20 protein-coding genes and 1 riboswitch are annotated in these 16,873 nt (G+C 70.5%); of the genes, 11 read left to right on the forward strand and 9 right to left on the reverse strand.

From position 1 onward, the window contains the following. Positions 1–49: 49 nt before the first annotated feature. From ABT294_RS28325 to ABT294_RS28335, 3 genes are read left to right on the forward strand one after another with little or no spacing between them, the layout of a single operon-like run. Positions 50–799 carry an IclR family transcriptional regulator gene (locus ABT294_RS28325; RefSeq protein WP_350809323.1) on the forward strand — a complete coding sequence of 250 codons (750 nt, stop codon included), beginning with the start codon at positions 50–52 and terminating at the stop codon, positions 797–799. Then, complete coding sequence (locus ABT294_RS28330; RefSeq protein WP_350809324.1) at positions 796–1,818, forward strand: serine hydrolase domain-containing protein; 1,023 nt, start codon at positions 796–798, stop codon at positions 1,816–1,818. The genes ABT294_RS28325 and ABT294_RS28330 overlap by 4 nt, the downstream gene beginning before the upstream one ends. Then, positions 1,815–2,933, forward strand: coding sequence for an amidohydrolase/deacetylase family metallohydrolase (locus tag ABT294_RS28335; RefSeq protein WP_350809325.1), 1,119 nt, complete (start codon positions 1,815–1,817; stop codon positions 2,931–2,933). Before ABT294_RS28330 ends, ABT294_RS28335 begins: the two co-directional genes overlap by 4 nt. Here the strand turns inward: ABT294_RS28335 and glyA are convergent. From glyA to ABT294_RS28355, 4 genes are all read right to left on the reverse strand, one after another. Beyond that, entirely contained in the window at positions 2,890–4,143 is a 1,254-nt protein-coding gene (glyA, locus tag ABT294_RS28340) for a serine hydroxymethyltransferase (RefSeq protein ID WP_350809326.1), read from the reverse strand. The two genes, ABT294_RS28335 and glyA, sit on opposite strands and share 44 nt — an antisense overlap. 25 nt (positions 4,144–4,168) lie before the next feature. Further along, positions 4,169–4,251, reverse strand: a riboswitch (ZMP/ZTP riboswitch). A gap of 24 nt (positions 4,252–4,275) precedes the next feature. Next, on the reverse strand, positions 4,276–5,229 hold the full coding sequence (locus tag ABT294_RS28345; RefSeq protein ID WP_350809327.1) for a YihY/virulence factor BrkB family protein: 954 nt from the start codon (positions 5,227–5,229) through the stop codon (positions 4,276–4,278). A 61-nt stretch (positions 5,230–5,290) separates the two neighbouring features. Beyond that, on the reverse strand, positions 5,291–5,665 hold the full coding sequence (locus ABT294_RS28350) for a YccF domain-containing protein (protein WP_350809328.1): 375 nt from the start codon (positions 5,663–5,665) through the stop codon (positions 5,291–5,293). A 32-nt stretch (positions 5,666–5,697) separates the two neighbouring features. After that, a complete protein-coding gene (locus ABT294_RS28355; RefSeq protein ID WP_350809451.1) occupies positions 5,698–6,483 on the reverse strand; it encodes a TIGR03084 family metal-binding protein in 786 nt (261 codons plus the stop codon). Positions 6,484–6,529: 46 nt separating this feature from the next. Between ABT294_RS28355 and ABT294_RS28360 the strand changes: the two genes are divergently transcribed. Then, positions 6,530–6,655, forward strand: a complete 126-nt coding sequence (locus ABT294_RS28360; protein ID WP_350809329.1) for a hypothetical protein — start codon at positions 6,530–6,532, stop codon at positions 6,653–6,655. Between the two features lie 206 nt (positions 6,656–6,861). On the opposite strand, the gene ABT294_RS28365 is transcribed toward ABT294_RS28360, so the two are convergent. After that, positions 6,862–7,467 carry a hypothetical protein gene (locus ABT294_RS28365; protein WP_350809330.1) on the reverse strand — a complete coding sequence of 202 codons (606 nt, stop codon included), beginning with the start codon at positions 7,465–7,467 and terminating at the stop codon, positions 6,862–6,864. Positions 7,468–8,476: 1,009 nt separating this feature from the next. Between ABT294_RS28365 and ABT294_RS28370 the strand changes: the two genes are divergently transcribed. The 5 genes from ABT294_RS28370 (at position 8,477) to ABT294_RS28390 (ending at position 12,229) form a co-directional block, all read left to right on the forward strand. Next, a complete protein-coding gene (locus tag ABT294_RS28370; RefSeq protein ID WP_350809452.1) occupies positions 8,477–8,560 on the forward strand; it encodes a putative leader peptide in 84 nt (27 codons plus the stop codon). 108 nt (positions 8,561–8,668) lie between these two features. Beyond that, on the forward strand, positions 8,669–10,342 hold the full coding sequence (locus ABT294_RS28375; protein WP_350809331.1) for a nitrite/sulfite reductase: 1,674 nt from the start codon (positions 8,669–8,671) through the stop codon (positions 10,340–10,342). Continuing rightward, the gene (locus ABT294_RS28380) at positions 10,339–10,509 is read left to right on the forward strand and encodes an Insertion element protein (protein ID WP_350809332.1); all 171 of its coding nucleotides are present in this window, start codon (positions 10,339–10,341) and stop codon (positions 10,507–10,509) included. The genes ABT294_RS28375 and ABT294_RS28380 overlap by 4 nt, the downstream gene beginning before the upstream one ends. Beyond that, positions 10,506–11,234, forward strand: a complete 729-nt coding sequence (locus ABT294_RS28385) for a phosphoadenylyl-sulfate reductase (RefSeq protein WP_350809333.1) — start codon at positions 10,506–10,508, stop codon at positions 11,232–11,234. The genes ABT294_RS28380 and ABT294_RS28385 overlap by 4 nt, the downstream gene beginning before the upstream one ends. Before the next feature lie 98 nt (positions 11,235–11,332). Next, positions 11,333–12,229 carry a sirohydrochlorin chelatase gene (locus ABT294_RS28390; RefSeq protein WP_350809334.1) on the forward strand — a complete coding sequence of 299 codons (897 nt, stop codon included), beginning with the start codon at positions 11,333–11,335 and terminating at the stop codon, positions 12,227–12,229. Between the two features lie 72 nt (positions 12,230–12,301). Here ABT294_RS28390 and ABT294_RS28395 read toward each other — a convergent pair whose 3' ends face one another. Next, complete coding sequence (locus ABT294_RS28395; protein ID WP_350809335.1) at positions 12,302–12,856, reverse strand: TetR/AcrR family transcriptional regulator; 555 nt, start codon at positions 12,854–12,856, stop codon at positions 12,302–12,304. An 84-nt stretch (positions 12,857–12,940) separates the two neighbouring features. On the opposite strand from ABT294_RS28395, the gene ABT294_RS28400 reads away from it, so the two are divergent. Then, entirely contained in the window at positions 12,941–13,351 is a 411-nt protein-coding gene (locus ABT294_RS28400; RefSeq protein ID WP_350809336.1) for a nuclear transport factor 2 family protein, read from the forward strand. 214 nt (positions 13,352–13,565) lie between these two features. On the opposite strand, the gene ABT294_RS28405 is transcribed toward ABT294_RS28400, so the two are convergent. From ABT294_RS28405 to ABT294_RS28415, 3 genes are all read right to left on the reverse strand, one after another. Next, a complete protein-coding gene (locus ABT294_RS28405) occupies positions 13,566–13,766 on the reverse strand; it encodes a sigma factor (protein WP_350809337.1) in 201 nt (66 codons plus the stop codon). A gap of 326 nt (positions 13,767–14,092) precedes the next feature. Then, on the reverse strand, positions 14,093–14,266 hold the full coding sequence (locus ABT294_RS28410) for a hypothetical protein (RefSeq protein WP_350809338.1): 174 nt from the start codon (positions 14,264–14,266) through the stop codon (positions 14,093–14,095). A gap of 403 nt (positions 14,267–14,669) precedes the next feature. Next, positions 14,670–15,392 carry a DUF1707 SHOCT-like domain-containing protein gene (locus ABT294_RS28415; RefSeq protein WP_350809339.1) on the reverse strand — a complete coding sequence of 241 codons (723 nt, stop codon included), beginning with the start codon at positions 15,390–15,392 and terminating at the stop codon, positions 14,670–14,672. Positions 15,393–15,530: 138 nt separating this feature from the next. Here ABT294_RS28415 and ABT294_RS28420 point away from each other — a divergent pair, with 138 nt between their 5' ends. Beyond that, positions 15,531–16,868, forward strand: a complete 1,338-nt coding sequence (locus tag ABT294_RS28420) for an ankyrin repeat domain-containing protein (RefSeq protein WP_350809340.1) — start codon at positions 15,531–15,533, stop codon at positions 16,866–16,868. Positions 16,869–16,873: the final 5 nt, after the last annotated feature.

The following is a 16,873-nucleotide window of genomic DNA, read 5'->3' on the forward strand; positions in this document are numbered from 1 at the left end:
ATATGGCCCGTTTCGGCTGAACGCGTCAACCCTTTTCGGACGGGAGTCAATGAACTCAGTGGAGAAGACGCTGGTCGTCCTCAGGGCGCTGGCGGGGCATGACCGGCCCCGCAGCCTCGCCGACATCGCCCAGCGGACCGGCATCAACAAGACGACCGTTCACCGGATCCTGCAGATCTTCATCGCCCAGGGGTACGCGGTCACCCGCGGCGACGGCACGTACGCGTCCGGGCCCGCGATGCTCACGCTGGCCGGGGCCGCGCTCACGGACAGGGACGTGACCGCCCTGGTCAGGCCGATCCTGGAGAACCTGCAACGGCACTCCACGCACACCGTGCACTTCGCGGTGCGCAGCGGGTCGGCGGCCGTCTACCTGGCCAAGATCGAGTCGCAGCAGCCGTACCGGATGGCCTCGCGGGTCGGCACGCAGATCGCGTTGCACTGCACCGCGATCGGCAAGGCGATCCTGGCGCACCTGCCCGAGGAGGAGGTCCGCGCGGTGGTCGCGGCCACCTCGCCGCTGATGCGCAACACCGCCAACACCATCGTGGACCGGAACCTGCTGATGGCGGAGCTGGAGGCGGTGCGCCGGCGTGGCTACGCGATCGACGACGAGGAGAACGAGGCCAACGTGCGCTGCGTCGGGGCGGTGGTCCAGGACGGGGCCGGGACCGCGGTCGGCGCGGTCAGCGTGGCCGGCCTCACGCTCAGCCTCGGCGCCGACGACGTCCCGCTGCTCGGACCGCTGGTGGTGGCCGCCGCCGCCCGCGTCTCGGCGGCGCTCGGGAGGACCGCGTGACGCGCGGGACGGCCGCCGTCGAGGTCCTGGCGCGGGCGCGGGCCGCCGGGGAGTTCTCCGGCGCGGCCTGGGCCTACGGCAGGTCCACCGGACGGGTGACGCACGGCACGCTGGGCACCCTGTCGTGGGACGGCGACCCGGTCGGCCCCGGCACCCTGTGGGACCTGGCCTCGCTCACCAAACCGATCGTCGGCCTGGCCGTGATGGCGCTGGTCGAGACGGGCGAGCTGGCCCTGGACGACCCGATCGCCCGGCACCTGCCCGAGTACGCCGACACCGGCAAGGCCGGCATCACCGTCTTCGAACTGCTGACCCACACCTCGCGCATCCCCGGCCAGCAGCCGCTCTACCGCCACTGCCGCACCCGGCAGGAGCTGCTCGACGCCCTGGTCGGGCTGCCCCTGCGCGCCGAGCCCGGCGTCGAGTACAGCTCGCAGGGCTTCATGATCCTCGGCCTGATGGCGGAGAGCGCCGCCGGCGTGCCGCTCGACCGGCTCGTCCGCGAGCGCGTCACGGAACCGGCGGGCATGGACGACACCCGCTTCCTGCTGCCCGAGCGTGACCGGGGGCGCGCGGCGGCCACCGAGGACTGCCCGTGGCGCGGCCGGATCGTCCAGGGCACCGTGCACGACGAGAACGCCGAGGTGCTGGGCGGCGTCGCCGGGCACGCCGGGCTGTTCGGCACCCTGGACGACCTCACCACCCTGGGCAGGGCGCTGTGCCGGGGCGGCGCGGGCGTCCTCGGCGCGCGGACGCTCTCCCTGATGACGGCGACCAGGACCGGCGGCAGAGCCCTGGCCTGGCAGGGCTGGCAGCGGGGATGCGGCGGCGGCGACCTGCTCAGCCCGTCCGCCTACGGGCACAACGGGTTCACCGGCACCAGCCTCTGGGTGGACCCCGAACTGGATGTGTTCGCCGTGCTGCTGACCAACCGGGTCCACCCGAGCCGCGCGTCCACCGCGATCGGCCGGATCCGCACCACCTTCCACAACGTCGCCGTCGCGGAGGCCCTGGCGTGAACGAACCGCTGAACGTGATCGGCTCCTCCCCCGCCCGCCTGGTGCTCGGCGACGGGAGGGCCGTCCTGGAGCCGACCGGCGAGCGGCCGGGAGACCTCTACGTCGGGCCCGGCTGGGTGGACCTGCACGCCCACGTGTACGACGGGATGACGCAGATCAGCGTCCCGGCCGACCGGGTCGGCCTGGAGCAGGGCGTGCACGTGCTGGCCGACGCGGGCAGCGCGGGCGAGGCCACGGTCGACGGGCTGGCCCGCTACGTCGTCCCGGCCGCCGAGACCGAGGTGCGGGTCTGGCTCAACATCGGCTCGCACGGGCTGGTCCACCTGCGCGAGACCGCCGACCCGAGCTTCGTCGACGTCGACAGGACGCTCGCGGCCATCGACCGGCACCGCGGCCTGGTGTGCGGGGTGAAGGTCCGCTCCAGCGGCGCGATCGTGGGCGCGATGGGGTTGCAGCCGCTCCAGCTCGGCAGGCTGGCCGCCAGGGAGGCGGGCCTGCCGCTGCTGGTGCACGTCGGCGAGGCGCCGCCGCTCATCGAGGACGTGCTCGACCTGCTGGACGAGGGCGACGTGATCACCCACTGCTACCACGGCAAGGCCGGCCGCCCGTGGCTCCCCGACGGCAGGCCGGCGCCCGCGCTGGCCCGCGCGCTCGACCGGGGCGTGCTGCTGGACGTCGGGCACGGCGCCGCCAGCTTCAGCTTCGACGTGGCCGCCCGCGCCGTGGCGGCCGGGTTCCCGCCGCACTCCATCAGCACCGACATCCACGTCAGGAACATCGCCGGGCCGGTGCACGACCTGGCCACCACGCTCACCAAGCTGCTGGCGTGCGGGCTGCCGCTGGAGGACGCGATCGCGGCCGTGACCGACGCGCCGCGCCGCGTCCTGCGCATGCCCGCGCCCTGGCGCGAGGAGGACGGGACGATCCGGCACGCCACGGTGTTCAGGCTGGCCGCCGCCGCGCCCCCGGGCCGCGCCTACGCGGACGCGTCCGGGGCGCGGCGCACCCCGGACGTGCACGTCGTGCCGGTGGCGACCGTCCGCGACGGCCGCCTGCGCCCGGCAGCGGGTGCTACGACAGGCCCGGAGCCGGGAACTGCGAGGTCAGCTCGCTGACCTCGTGGTGGACGCGGGAGATGACCGCCTCGGCGTCGCCCTTGGCCAGGGCGGTGACGACCTCGTCCATCCAGGCGCCGATCTGCCGCATCTCGGCCTCGCCCATGCCCCGGGAGGTGACCGACGGGGTGCCGATGCGGATGCCCGACGGGTCGAACGGCTTGCGGGTGTCGAACGGGACCGTGTTGTAGTTGGTCTCCAGGCCCGCCCGGTCGAGGGCCTGCGCGGCGGGCTTGCCGCCGATGCCCTTGGGCGTGAGGTCGAGCAGGATCAGGTGGTTGTCGGTGCCGCCCGACACCAGGTCGAAGCCGCGGCCGGCCAGCTCGTCGGCCAGCGCCTTGGCGTTGGCGACCACCTGGTGCGCGTACGCCTTGAAGGCGTCGGTGGACGCCTCGTGCAGGGCGACGGCGATGGCCGCGGTGGTGTGGTTGTGCGGGCCGCCCTGCAGGCCGGGGAAGACGGCCTTGTTCAGCGCGGCGGCGTGCTCGTCGGTGCTGGCCATGAGCATCGCGCCGCGCGGCCCGCGCAGCGTCTTGTGCGTGGTCGTGGAGATCACGTCGGCGTGGCCGACCGGCGACGGGTGCGCGCCGCCGGCGACGAGCCCGGCGATGTGCGCGATGTCGGCGGCCAGCACGGCGCCGACCTCGCGGGCGATCGACGCGAAGCCCTCGAAGTCGATCGTGCGCGGGATCGCGGTGCCGCCGCAGAAGATCAGCTTCGGCCGGTGCTCCAGGGCCACCGCGCGGACCTCGTCGAGGTCGATGCGCCCGGTGTCCTTGCGCACGCCGTAGCGGACCGGGTTGAACCACTTGCCGGTGGCCGAGACCGACCAGCCGTGCGTGAGGTGGCCGCCGAACGGCAGGCCCATGCCCATCACGGTGTCGCCGGGCTGCAGGAACGCCATGTAGATGGCGAGGTTGGCCGGCGAGCCGGAGTACGGCTGGACGTTGGCGTGGTTGACGCCGAACAGCGCCTTGGCGCGCTCGTTGGCGATGGTCTCGATCTGGTCGATGACCTGCTGACCCTCGTAGTACCGCTTGCCGGGGTACCCCTCGGAGTACTTGTTGGTCAACACGGTGCCGGTGGCCTCGAGCACGGCCTTCGACACGTAGTTCTCCGACGCGATCAACTTGACGGTGTCGGCCTGGCGGCGCTCCTCCGCCTTGATGAGCTCGGCGATCTGCGGGTCGACGCTCGCGAGAGAACTCATGACTCCCCTGTCATCGTTGACGTCCTGCGAAGACCCAGGCGCACGGCCTTCGCGCCTTCCGCTCCCCGGTGGTCCATCCCACCCAATGCGCCAGTCGCGACCACCTAGACGATAGCGGATGAGTCAGGCGACTCACTCCTGCTTGAGCAGCGCGTTCTCCAACCGGCTCGCCCCCGGCCACAACCGGTCCACCTCCGCGTTCAGAATGGCCCCGATCAGCACCGCGAGCGCGGTGATGTAGAGCCAGAGCAGCAGCGCGATGGGCGCGGCCAGCGAGCCGTAGACCGACACGGGCGAGAACCAGGCGGCCAGCACCGCCCTGAGCACGGCGGCGCAGGCGATCCAGAGGATCAGCGCCAGGATCGCGCCGGGCAGTTCGCGGTACCACCTCGTCCGCACCGGCACGCTCACGTGGTACAGCACGGTCAGGAACAGCACCGAGCCGACGACGACCACCGGCCAGTAGAGGACGTCGATGAGGACGCCGTACTGCGCCGGCAGCGCGTCCCTGAGCAGGGTGGGGCCGATGACCAGCACGGGCATCACGATGATGCCGATCACCAGGCCCACCACGTACAGGCCGAACGACATCAGCCTGGTCCTGATGATGCCGCGCTTCTCCCCCAGCCCGTAGGCCACGGAGATGAGGTCAACGTAGACGTACAGGGCCCGCGAGCCGGACCACAGCGACAGCAGGAAGCCCAGCGAGATGATGGAGACCTTGCTCGCGTCGTCGCTGAGCACGTCGGTGATGAGCGGGCTCACCACCTTCTTGACGGCCTCCTGGGTGAACAGGACCCCCGACTGCTCGATCACCCACGCCTTGACCTCGTCGACCACGCTGGGCCCGAGCCAGGTGCCGAGCTTGGCGAGCACGCCGATCAGCCCGAGCACGAACGGCGGCAGCGACAGCAGCGCGAAGAACGCCGCCTCTCCGGCCAGCCCGGTGACCCGGTAGTCGACCCCGGCGTTCGTGGCGCCCCGGACGATCTCCCACGCCTTCGTGTCGAGCGCCCGGTTCAGCCTGGCCCGGGCGTTCGCGGCGGGCCGCCGCTTCTGCCGATCGGACGCATCGGTGGACGTCATGGCACCCAACGGTATTTTCGCAGTGACTCTTCGGGACAGCTTACGTCCCTCATTCCCTGCCCTAGTCGACGTCGACGATGCGCGCACCCAGCGGGAGCAGCGAGACCGGGACGAGCTTGAGGTTCGCGATCCCCATCGGGATGCCGATGATGGAGATGAACAGCGGGATGGACGTGAGCACGTGCCCGATCGCGAGCCAGATCCCCGCCACCACACACCAGATGATGTTGCCGATCAGCGAGAACACCCCGGAGTCTGGGTCTCGGACGACGGTCCTGCCGAACGGCCACAGCGCGTACGCGGCGATCCTGAAGGACGCGATGCCGAACGGAATCGTGATGATCAGGATGCAGCAGATGACACCCGCCACCGCGTAACCGAGGGCCAACCAGATCCCGGCGAAGACCAGCCAGATGACGTTCAGAATTGTCCTCATATTTACAGCATGTCACCGTTGAGGACTGAGCGTCATCCGGCATGCCCCTGAACTCCCCCTGACGCAGCCCCTGACCCGGGGGCCCGCCCACTGCCCGGCGGCCCGGCGAAGGCCTGCGCGATCGCCAGCCAGGCCCGCGCCGTCGCGCCGGCGCTCTCCAGCGCGGTGTCGTCCAGGTGCCTGCGCTGGGTGACGACCAGGCAGAAGTCGAGCATCGGCCCGCGCACCACGGCTCCGGCGTCATCGGGGCCGGCCGTCCAGGGCTCGCCGCCGGGCGTCACCAGTTCCACGCGCACCGGCTCGGCCGGAGCGGGCAGCCCGTTCACGAGGAAGCTGTAGCCCATGGCCCGGAACCCGATCATGGCCACGTGCCGCAGCCGGTCGGTCGGCTCCCGCACGACGCCGAGCCCGTCGGCGACGTCCTGACCGTGGGCCCACGTCTCCATCAGGCGGGCGGTGACGAACGACGCACCCGACATGTCGGGGCCGTACCAGGGCACCCGGTCGCGGGCGCCCAACGTGGCGAACGCCTCCAGGCTGCGGGCGCGGGCCGTGCCGAACCACGCGTACAGCTCGTCCGGCGGCATTCCGCGCGCCTCGGCGACGAGGTCGTCCACGGAGGTCATCCCGGGCGGCCCGCCCGGCCGGGTCACCACGGCGGTGGCGGCGTCGTCGAACCAGGCGAGATGGCTGACCTGATCGCGCACGGCCCACCCTTCGGCGGGCGTGGCGAGCTCCCACTCCTCGGGCCGCAACGGCCGCAGCAGCCCGTCGAGCGACGCCGTCTCGGCCCGCAGGTCGGCGAGCAGCTCGGCCATGAGATCCACCCGGCGCCTCCCGGCAAAACGCGAAATAATGACCAGTGTGATCTGCGAGAGCTGCAAGGACAAGCGGCACGAGGACTGTCGCGGCGGGTCCTGGTGCGACTGCCAGCACCAGGAGCCGGAGCGGCCGCACGAGCCGGACGTCGACTGGCTGCGCCAGGGCTGAGGCTCAAGAGAGGCCTGAGCCGTCTGCGAGCTGGCTCCGGCAGGGCTAGAGCCGATCTTTCGTGAGCATGACGAAGGTCACACTCCAGTGATCCGAACGGATCGGGGAAAGTTTGCCCTTTATATACGGATGGGCAAGCTCAACGACTCCAGCAAGGACACACGCAAGCCGGACCGCCTGCCGGAGAACGTCGCCGACATGGACCTCTACAGAGAGCTGGGCGGATCATTGTGCCAAAAATCATCATTGTCGTCTCGTTCGTACCTACGTCGCGGAGGAGTTCGGCGATGTTCACGCGCCGCCCCATGGATCTCTGTGATGACGCCTTTAACGAGGCTCACGAGAAATGAAGCGCCAATCAGGGCCCACGCCCATCCGGGCGCGCCTCCGATGGAGAACGACATCACGGGAATGCCGCCATAAAGGGCTAGTGCACCGATCATAATGGCAATGTCATCAAAAGAGGGCTTGAACTGTCTGACGATCTCGGGGATGAGCAATCCCAGGAGGAACGTCATGGCGGTGCATACGACCACCGTGCTAATGACTCGCCACAGAGGCGCCTCATCGAACATGACGACGGTCGGGAAAACCCATCTCACGATGGAGTTCCACGCGCCACTAAAGGCTTCCAGCTCATCCGTCAGATTTAACGCGTTCGCCAGCCAATCCCTTGCGGATTTAAACCATTGCGATGAGACGTTGTCGGACACGACGAACTGAAACACGGCAATCAGCCCGGCTATCAGCGAAAGACCGTCAAGGAGTCTTCGCCCTAAGCCCGACTTGTTCGCTTCTTCGCTTGAGGCCACTTCAACCTCCTGAACACGAAAGGTCCGGTCGATCGTAGTCCCCCAGAGCCCACCCGTGTGATCAAACCATCAACTTCTTGGCGCCCTGGGAGGTGATGCCTGTGCAGACAGGCAACGTTGTCGCCGGCATGAACCCATACAGCCAGCTGGGCAGCGCGTGATCAGCGAGTCAGCTCGCGCACCTTGGTGCGGGCCTCGCGCAGTTTCTCGCACGCCTTCCGGGCCTTCTCCGCTTCAGCGCGACCGTTGTACCAGGACGTTTGGATCTCGGGGAGCCGTTCACCAATCTTGTCTGGGTTCTTAAACAGGTACACAACAGCGGACTCGACCCCGCTCCTCCAGCAGTTGTGGTGGCGACTTCCAGCAGTAGCGGCGAGTTCATGGAACACCGGACGAGCAGGAAGGGACTCCGGTAGTTCGTCTCATAATCTTGTGTGCCGGCAAACCATCCAGGGCGGCGGCCGAACTGATCGTAGTTCGGCTGATCAGCTCGGAGACGATGTCGGCGGAGAGATCGAAAGTGACCGGCCCGCCGCCAGGCCCCTCCACGAAAGCCAGCCTCTGCTTGGCCCACTTCGTCAGCTCTGCCATGTCCCCCATGGAGCGGACGGCTCGGTCCTGCTTCGCCCAGACCCACGACGTCGAACTCGTTGAGCCGCTCACCGAGGTTCGGGCGCTCGAATGGACTTGTCTTGGTCGTGGACACATCCAGGTCCACGGCATGGCCCACGATGGACCATCCCGCCGCTCGGCCTCCCCAGTGGTCGCGGCGAACCGGCGTTCCGGACTGGTCGTCTCGTCTGTCAGCACGGACAGACGGACGGCGAGTAACGCGCGCATCGGACTACCGTTCGCGACGGACTGCCGCGGCGGGTCCTGGTGCGACTGCCAGCACCAGGAGCCGGAGCGGCCGCACGAGCCGGACGTCGACTGGCTGCGCCAGGGCTGAGAACGTCCAGACTCTGGACTCAGTCTTGGACATTCAGGACGGTCAGAGTATCTTCGAAGAATGCCAGCGGACCCCATGCTTGTCGGCCGACGCCACGTCGACCTTCAGCGTGTCCGCAGTGCCATCTGTCGCGACGCCCGCTAACTCCGTCTGCTTTCCACAGCTGAGCGCGTCGCACACCTCCTTGCACCCCTGCCCTCGACGATGAGGCGGGAGGACTCTTGCGCGCGCCCATGAACCGAAGGACGCGCAATGAGCACCCCTGCCAGCCGGCATCACAAGCGCCCGCGCGGCGAAGGACAGTGGGCTCTCGGTTACCGGGAGCCGCTCAACAAGAACGAGGAGAACAAGAAGAACGACGACGGGCTGAACGTCCGCCAGCGGATCATCGACATCTACGCCAAGAACGGCTTCGACTCCATCGACCCGGCCGACCTGCGCGGACGGATGCGCTGGTACGGCCTGTACACGCAGCGCAAGCCCGGCATCGACGGCGGCAAGACCGCGATCCTGGAGCCGGAGGAGCTCGACGACCGCTACTTCATGCTCCGCATCAGGATCGACGGCGGCCAGCTCGACCTGCGGCAGCTCCGCGTGATCGCCGACCTGGCCAACGAGTACGGCCGGGGCACCGCCGACCTGACCGACCGCCAGAACGTGCAGCTCCACTGGGTGGAGATCGAGTCCGTGCCCGACATCTGGGAGCGGCTGGAGGCCGTGGGCCTGTCGACCACCGAGGCGTGCGGCGACACCCCTCGCGTGATCCTGGGCTGCCCGCTGGCCGGCATCGACGCCGACGAGGTGCTGGACGCGTCCGAGCAGATCCGCGAGATCCACGAGCGGTTCATCGGCGACCCGGCCTACTCGAACCTGCCCCGCAAGTTCAAGTCCGCGCTCAGCGGCTGCCCGGCGCACTGCACCGTGCACGAGATCAACGACGTGGCGTTCGTCGGCGTCGTCAACGAGCAGGGCGAGAAGGGGTTCGACCTGTGGGTGGGCGGCGGGCTGTCCACCAACCCGATGCTGGGCAAGCGCATCGGCGTGTTCGTCCGTCCCGAGCAGGTCGCCGACGTCTACGGCGGCGTGATCGGGATCTTCCGTGACTACGGGTACCGGCGGCTGCGGCACCGGGCGCGGATCAAGTTCCTCGTCAACGACTGGGGCGCGGAGAAGTTCCGCGACGTGCTGGAGACGGAGTACCTCAAGGAGCCGCTGCCCGACGGCCCCGCGCCCGAGCAGCCGCGCGGCAGCCGCCGCGACCACGTCGGCGTCCACCGGCAGCGGAACGGCGACTTCTACGTGGGCTTCGCGCCGAAGGTCGGCCGCCTCGACGGCGACAAGCTGCACCTGATCGCCGACATCGCCGAGCGGCACGGCTCCGGCAGGGTCCGCACGACCGTCGAGCAGAAGATGGTCATCCTGGACGTCGCGCCCGACCGGGTCGACTCGCTCGTGGCCGAGCTGGAGGCCAACGACCTTCAGGTCAACCCGTCCACGTTCCGCCGGCAGACCATGGCCTGCACCGGCATCGAGTTCTGCAAGCTGGCCATCGTCGAGACCAAGGCCACCGCCTCGCACCTGATCGACGAGCTGGAGCGGCGGCTGCCCGGCTTCGACGAGCCGCTCACCATCAACGTCAACGGCTGCCCGAACTCCTGCGCGCGCATCCAGGTCGCCGACATCGGGCTCAAGGGCCAGCTCGTCGTCGACGACAACGGCGACCAGGTCGAGGGCTTCCAGGTCCACCTGGGCGGCTCGCTCGGGGTGAACGCCGGGTTCGGGCGCAAGGTGCGCGGTCTGAAGACCACCGCCGCGGCCCTGCCCGACTACGTGGAGCGGGTCGTGACCAACTACAGCGCCCAGAAGAAGGACGGCGAGTCCTTCTCCGACTGGGTGCAGCGCGCCGACGACGCGGATCTGTCATGAGCAGCCGCGCGGTCCCGTTCCACTGCCCCTACTGCGGCGACGAGGACCTCGAGCCCTACGAGGGCGAGCTGAACGTCGCCGGGTCCGCGATGGGTGGCGGCTGGTTCTGCCGGGCCTGCTCGCGCGCCTTCAAGCTGAAGTTTCTCGGAATCGGAGTGAACATATGAGCCTCGTGGACATCGAGGTCGGACTGAGGCAGCAACGCGGCACGCTCGATCTCCAGGGCATCGTCGAGTCCGCCGCGATCTTCCTGGAGGACGCCCCGGCCCGCGAGATCATCCGGTGGGCGGCGGCGACCTTCGGCGACCGGCTCTGCCTGACCTCGTCCATGAGCGACGCGCTGCTCATCGACCTGGTCAGCAGGGTCAAGCCCGGCGTGGACGTGCTGTTCATCGACACCGGCTACCACTTCGCCGAGACCACCGGCACGCGCGACGCCGTCAGGCAGGTGTACGACGTCAACGTGATCGACGTGAAGCCGTCGCGGACGGTCGAGGAGCAGGACCGCGACCTCGGGCCGCGCCTGTTCGGCCGCAACCCCGACCTGTGCTGCTACCTGCGCAAGGTGGAGCCGCTGAACCGGGCGCTGGAGCCGTACCTGGCCTGGGTCTCGGGCATCCGCCGCGACGAGTCGGCCTCCCGCGCCGGCATCAAGGTCGTCGAGTGGGACGCCAAGCGGCAGATGGTCAAGGTCAACCCGATCGCCTCCTGGACCCAGGACGACGTCGACAACTACATGGCCGACAACGGGGTGCTGATCAACCCGTTGCACTACGACAACTACCCCTCGATCGGCTGCGCGCCGTGCACGCGCCAGGTCGCCGAGGGCGAGGACCCGCGGAGCGGTCGCTGGGCGGGGCTGGGGAAGACCGAGTGCGGCATTCACCTGTGATCCCCAGCCGGTCCGTCCCGTTGGCAGACGGGACAGGCCACCCGCCGGCAGACGGGACGGACGCGACCGTCCCGCCTGCCGGTGGAAGCCAGGCAATCATGCGGCCCGTCGACGGGAGCCTGGCGGTCGTCGCGCCTGCCGGTGGGAGCCTGGCGGTCGTCGGGCCTGCCGGTGGAGCGCAGGCGGGCGTCCCGGGCTCCGCGACCGAGGGGGCTCAGGCCGTGACGCCGCTGGTGGCGGTGGCGCACGGGTCGCGCGATCCGCGGGCCGCCGCGACGGTGGAGGCACTGCTGCACGAGGTGCGGCGGGCGCGCCCCGGCCTGCCGGTGCGGGTCGCCTACCTCGACCACGCCACGCCCACGCTGGCTCAGGCGCTGCACGGGCTCACGGAGGCGGTGGTGCTGCCGCTGCTGCTGACGGAGGCGTACCACAGCCGGGTGGACCTGCCGGCGGCGCTCAACGAGGCCAGGGCGCGCGACCCGCGCCTGCGCGTCCACTACGGGACGACGCTCGGCCCGCACCCCCTGCTCCTGACCGCCCTGGAGCGGCGGCTGGCGGAGGCGGGCGTCGAACCCGGCGACCCGGACACGGCGGTCGTGCTGGTCTCGGCCGGTTCGAGCGACGCCCGCGCGAACGCGGTGATCGCGGACCTGGCCAGGACGTGGGCCAGAGGCCCGGGAACGGCCGCCCAGGCCGAGGCGCGCGGGACCGGAGCGCGGCGCTGGTGGGCGGTGAGCGCGGCGTACGCCTCGGCCGCCGGCCCGACGCCGGAGGAGGCGGTCGCGCTCCTCAGGCAGGCGGGCGCGCCCCGCGTGGTGGTCGCGCCGTACCTGCTGGCCCCCGGCCACTTCGCCGACAAGGTCCGCCGGAACACCCTGCGAGCGGGCGCGGACGTGGTCGCCGACGTCCTCGGGCCCGCCCCCGAACTCGCCCAGGTCCTGCTGGAGCGCTACACGGCGGCCGCCCGCGCCACCGCGGACGCCGCAGCCTCCTGACGCCGCCACGGCCCGCCTCACGTATCCCCCACCCGCGCTTGCCCCGGCGCGTCGCCGACCGCACTGCGCGGGTCAGTGTGGGGGGTCGTTGGTCAGGCTTTCGAAGCACGGCCTGAGCAGCGAGACGATGTCGTCGGCCGAGGCGTCGGCGAGGGAGCTCAGCTTGAGCAGGTAGCGGTCGATGACGACGCCGGTGATGATGGCACTGATCAGCCCCGCCCGCAGGTCGGCGTCCTGCGCCGGGATGGCGTCGCCGATCCGCCCCAGCCACCCCGACGCGGCTGCGCGGAACTCCTTCGACGCCTCGGCGTGCGTGAGCATCGAGCGCAGCACCACCAGCGAGGCGACGGGCTCGTCGTCGAGCCGCCTGCGCAGCGTGCTGAGCAGCGCCTCGGCGGGGTGCCCCGCGGGCAGCTCGTCGTCGGGCAGTTTGGCGGCCCGCGAGAACAGCTCTTCCTTGCTGCCGTAGTAGTGCATCACCAGCCCCGCGTTGACCCCGGCCGACGCCGCGACGGCGCGGATCGTGGTGCGCTCGTAGCCGAGCCTGGCGAAGGTCTCTCGGGCGGCGGCGAGGATGCGGGCCTCGGTGTCGCGCCGCTGCTCGGCCCGGGTGCGGTGCTGACTCACCGGTTCATTGTACGGATGTTGACCGAACTCCCCGATTGATTATACGGTCGTTCAATAAACACACGTTCAACAAAGGGAGCGCGCATGCGAGCACGCGAGGTGGCCGAGGAGATCCTGCGGGTGAGCAAGGGCGGCGACACGTCCGGATTCCTGGACCTGCTCGCCCCCGACGTGGTGCTGGAGTGGCCCTACCACCCGCCGGGCGTCCCGGACGTGCTGCGCGGCCGCGAGGAGATCCGCGCGTTCATGGGCGGCGGACTGCCCGTGACCTTCCACGACCACCGCGACGTGGTGATCCACGAGACCGCCGACCCCGAGGTGGTCGTCATGGAGTACACCGCGCACGGCACGGTCGTGGCGTCCGGCGCGCCGTTCACGCAGCGCGTCATCGCGGTCATCAGGGTCAGGGACGGGCAGATCGTCCACTACCGCGACTACATCAACCCACTGGTCCTCATGGAGGCGCTGGCCGGGCACACCCAGCGGACCACCTGACCCGAGCCGGGGTCCAGGGTGACCACCCCGCCGCGGCACCGCCGCCCAGCCCCCGCAGCGACCTGGACCGTCCACTCCGCCGGAAACGGACTGCTCCAGGTCAGCGCCTCGTCCGCCCATGCGGCGGCCCGCTCGTCATCACCGGCCGCCGAGGCCGGGATCGCCACCGCCCTGACCTCGTTCGCCCCCGGGCGTACAGCGCCGGACCAGCCGGTCAGCAGCCCCGGAGGCACCCGCCCGGCCTCGCAGCGCCCGCGCCGGTGCCGACGCGCCGCCGCGCCAGCCAGGCCCTGGCCAGCGCGGTCTGCGTCAGGTCCTCGGCCGTGGCCCAGTCGCGGCAGAGCAGGTACGCCGTCCTGAGCAGGCGCGACGAGCGTTGCTCGACGTAGCGCTCGAAGTCGGCTCGATCCCGCATCGGGGGTCCTCACTGTTCGGTGGTGTTCACCGATCACTACGCGCGAGGGCCGCCCGAACGTTGCATCGTCCAGGGGACGATCTTCTCCCCTGCCCGGACGTCCGCGGTTCGCCAAGGCATCACGGCCATGAAATGTAACCGAAGAGCGGTTACATTCCCCTACTCGATCCTCAGGTGCTCAAGCAGGGGCTTGCGGTCAAGAGCCGCTCGTTCACCTCACCATCATTGACGGCATCGTGGACGGAGCGCCCGTCGTGGTAGCCAAGGTGCACGAATGTGACCCCTCGGCCAAGCCCTGCCGGATCACCGCGTCTGGCAAGGCCTACCTACGCGGATACGACGGCGACTTCCAGCTGTCGGCGCTGGAGGAACAGGCGTTCCTGGCCGCCCGCCACCCACCTGCCTTCGACCGCGTACCGGTGACCGGCGCCTCCCATGAAGACCTCGACGAGGAACTCGTCGCCGAGTTCCTCGGCTCCGTCCGCGAACGGGATCCGCACGGCCTTGGCCGCTTCACCGACGATGACGAACTGCTGCGCCGTGCGCGTGTGGCTCTGGTAGATGGCACGCCCGCCGGGAGCAGCAGCCCGCGGTCCGCCAGCCAGTCAGCGCCCGCATGCCCCGATCCGCCCTCGAAGAAGACGTACCGGGCAGCCAGGCGATCGCGCCCAGCGCCTGGATTTCCGGAAGCGTGCAGAACCCGGCCAGCCGGGCCGCCACCTGCTCCTGTCTGAGCAGGTGAGCTCAGTCCAGTAGTGACGGCTCACGGTCACGGACGCGCAATGCGCCTCGATCCGCCAGCAGCGCGAGCTGCTCACCACTGCGCGTGGTGAGTCATTGCGACAGGGCGTCACTGTGCATGACCGAAAGGGTGGTGTCCCTGTCGTCTGCGGGGCTCACCTCTCAGTAGCCGCGCCTCAGCTGGCGGCGCTCGTCGCGGAGCTGGTCGCGGGACTCTCGCCACCCGTCGCGGAGCTGTCTGCGCGTCTCGCGCCAGTCGTCGCCGTGGAGCCTGCGCCAGTGCTCGCGCCAGGCCGCGAAGCCGCGCTGCAGCGGCTGGGCCTGCGAGTCGCCGATCACCTTGACGTCGCCCATCACGACGTACGCGCGCACTCGGATGACGGGAACGTTCATGCCGGGGGCGGCCTCCAGGACGTCCACCCGCTTGTCGCCCATGACGGCGACGCCGTCGAGGTCCACGTTGACGCCGTCGGGCACGATGATCTTGACGTCGCCCATCACCGAGACGGCCGTGATGTCGACCACGTCCGTGCGGACCTCCGCCTCGCGCAGGTCGATCAGCACGTCGCCCATCACGGCGACCGCGCCGAGCTCCTGGTCGATCCGCCAGGTGCCGCGCCGCTTGGCGTCTCCCATGATGCCGACGAACCAGCGCCGCTTCCTGCCCTCGCCCGGCGCGGCGGGGACGGCGGCGGGGGCCGAGCCCGCCGGCAGGTCCTGGGTGAGCAGGGCCAGCTCGGCGTGGGTGGTGGCGGTATAGGCGGCCTCGGTGCGGTCGGTCAGCTCGGCGAGCGTGAGCCTGCCCTCGACCGAGGCGACACGCAGTTGCTCGACGACGGCTTCGCGCTCTGCGTCGGAGGCCCGCAGCTCACCAGGGTCAGTCATAGTCGCAACATATCGCGTTCGGGGGCGTAACTGCTCCTCCCCTGGGAGGAATAGTCCTACACCAAACAGCGCACCCGGCGCCGGACGCGCCACCCAGCCTGGTCCGCGACGGGGCCGGACCAGGCTAGGGTCCGTGTCATGCATGAGGAACAGCTCTACCGGGCGGCGTTGAACGGCGAGTTGGACAAGGCAGCCGAGCTGCTCGCGGCGGGCGCCGACCCGAACCGTCCCAGTGAGGGCGAGGAAGAGGGCCTGGCGCTCTGCGCGGCCGCCGCATGGGACCGGGTCGAGGTCGCCGAGGCGTTGCTCGCCGCCGGCGCCGACGTCAACGGCAAGGAGAGCGGCGGCTGGACCGCCCTGCTCTGGGCCGCGGCCAACGGCCACGCCGACGCGGCCCGGATTCTCATCGGGGCGGGCGCGGCCGTCGACGACGCCAACGACGACGGCGACACGCCGCTCTCGCTCGCGGCCAGGCGCGGCGCCCTCGGCGTCGTCCAGGAACTGCTGCGGTCCGGGGCCGACCCCGAGAAGTTCGACGGCGACGGCGACACGCCGCTCGACATCGCCAACGACTGGGTCGGCGTGCACCTGGAGAGCGCGCTGCTCGACCAGATCGCGCAGGACGACTGGGAGTACGTCGTCGGCCGCCAGTTCGCCAAGGACGGCACCGAGCTGGTCACGGTCGCCGCCCGCTCCGCCGACGGCTCGCAGAGCGAGCAGGTCCAGGCGCAGCGCGGCCACGCGGCCATCGCCACGCTCCTGGAGGACGCCGCGGGCACGCACACGCCCGTCGACCGGCTCGTGGCCCGCGCCGTGGCGCACCGCGACACCGACGAGGACGCCGAGACGTGGTGGATCGTCGCCGACACGCTGGTCAAGCGCGCCGACGACGAGACCTACGAGGCGCTGTCCGATCTGTGCCTCAGCGAGGACGCCAGGGAGCGCGAGTTCGGCGTCGACGCGATCGCCCAGTTCGGCGTCACCGAGGACGCCAAGCCCTACCTGGAGCGGACTCTCCCGCTCCTGCAGAAGATGGCCACCACCGAGGGCAACCCGCAGGTGCTGCGCAGCGTCCTGTCGGCGCTCGGCCACCAGGACCACCGCGCGCTGCCGCAGGTCCTCGACATCATCGGGCGTCCCGGCCACAAGCGGACCATGACCGACGCGATCGCGCTGGCCGACGTCCTGCCGCCGGACCACGAGGAGGGGCTGGCGCTGCTGATCGCCATGACGGAGGACGAGAGCGACGAGGTCCGCGACTGGGCGACCGCGGGGCTCGCCGGGCTCGACCTCGACACCCCTCAGGTCAGGGAGACGCTGGCGGCCCGGCTGGACGACTCCGACCTGCGCACGGTCGCCGAGGCGACGCGCGGCCTCGCGGCCAGGGGCGACGAGCGGGCGCAGCGGGGCGCCGAGCGCGTCCTGACGGAGAGCGACGACGACTACGCCAGGGAACTGGTGACGGCGGCCCCCTGACCGCC

Origin of the sequence: Nonomuraea sp. NPDC000554, assembly GCF_040300065.1 — a bacterium.
In the GTDB taxonomy this organism is placed as follows: Bacteria; Actinomycetota; Actinomycetes; order Streptosporangiales; family Streptosporangiaceae; genus Nonomuraea.

Excerpts from the sequence above, each read along its gene's own strand:
- ABT294_RS28325 (WP_350809323.1), top strand. The coding sequence starts at position 50 with ATGAACTCAGTGGAGAAGACGCTGGTCGTCCTCAGGGCGCTGGCGGGG.
- glyA (WP_350809326.1), bottom strand. The coding sequence starts at position 4,143 with ATGAGTTCTCTCGCGAGCGTCGACCCGCAGATCGCCGAGCTCATCAAG.
- ABT294_RS28345 (WP_350809327.1), bottom strand. The coding sequence starts at position 5,229 with ATGACGTCCACCGATGCGTCCGATCGGCAGAAGCGGCGGCCCGCCGCG.
- ABT294_RS28350 (WP_350809328.1), bottom strand. The coding sequence starts at position 5,665 with ATGAGGACAATTCTGAACGTCATCTGGCTGGTCTTCGCCGGGATCTGG.
- ABT294_RS28355 (WP_350809451.1), bottom strand. The coding sequence starts at position 6,483 with ATGGCCGAGCTGCTCGCCGACCTGCGGGCCGAGACGGCGTCGCTCGAC.
- ABT294_RS28370 (WP_350809452.1), top strand. The coding sequence starts at position 8,477 with ATGCCAGCGGACCCCATGCTTGTCGGCCGACGCCACGTCGACCTTCAG.
- ABT294_RS28375 (WP_350809331.1), top strand. The coding sequence starts at position 8,669 with ATGAGCACCCCTGCCAGCCGGCATCACAAGCGCCCGCGCGGCGAAGGA.
- ABT294_RS28380 (WP_350809332.1), top strand. The coding sequence starts at position 10,339 with ATGAGCAGCCGCGCGGTCCCGTTCCACTGCCCCTACTGCGGCGACGAG.
- ABT294_RS28385 (WP_350809333.1), top strand. The coding sequence starts at position 10,506 with ATGAGCCTCGTGGACATCGAGGTCGGACTGAGGCAGCAACGCGGCACG.
- ABT294_RS28390 (WP_350809334.1), top strand. The coding sequence starts at position 11,333 with ATGCGGCCCGTCGACGGGAGCCTGGCGGTCGTCGCGCCTGCCGGTGGG.
- ABT294_RS28400 (WP_350809336.1), top strand. The coding sequence starts at position 12,941 with ATGCGAGCACGCGAGGTGGCCGAGGAGATCCTGCGGGTGAGCAAGGGC.
- ABT294_RS28405 (WP_350809337.1), bottom strand. The coding sequence starts at position 13,766 with ATGCGGGATCGAGCCGACTTCGAGCGCTACGTCGAGCAACGCTCGTCG.
- ABT294_RS28415 (WP_350809339.1), bottom strand. The coding sequence starts at position 15,392 with ATGACTGACCCTGGTGAGCTGCGGGCCTCCGACGCAGAGCGCGAAGCC.
- ABT294_RS28420 (WP_350809340.1), top strand. The coding sequence starts at position 15,531 with ATGCATGAGGAACAGCTCTACCGGGCGGCGTTGAACGGCGAGTTGGAC.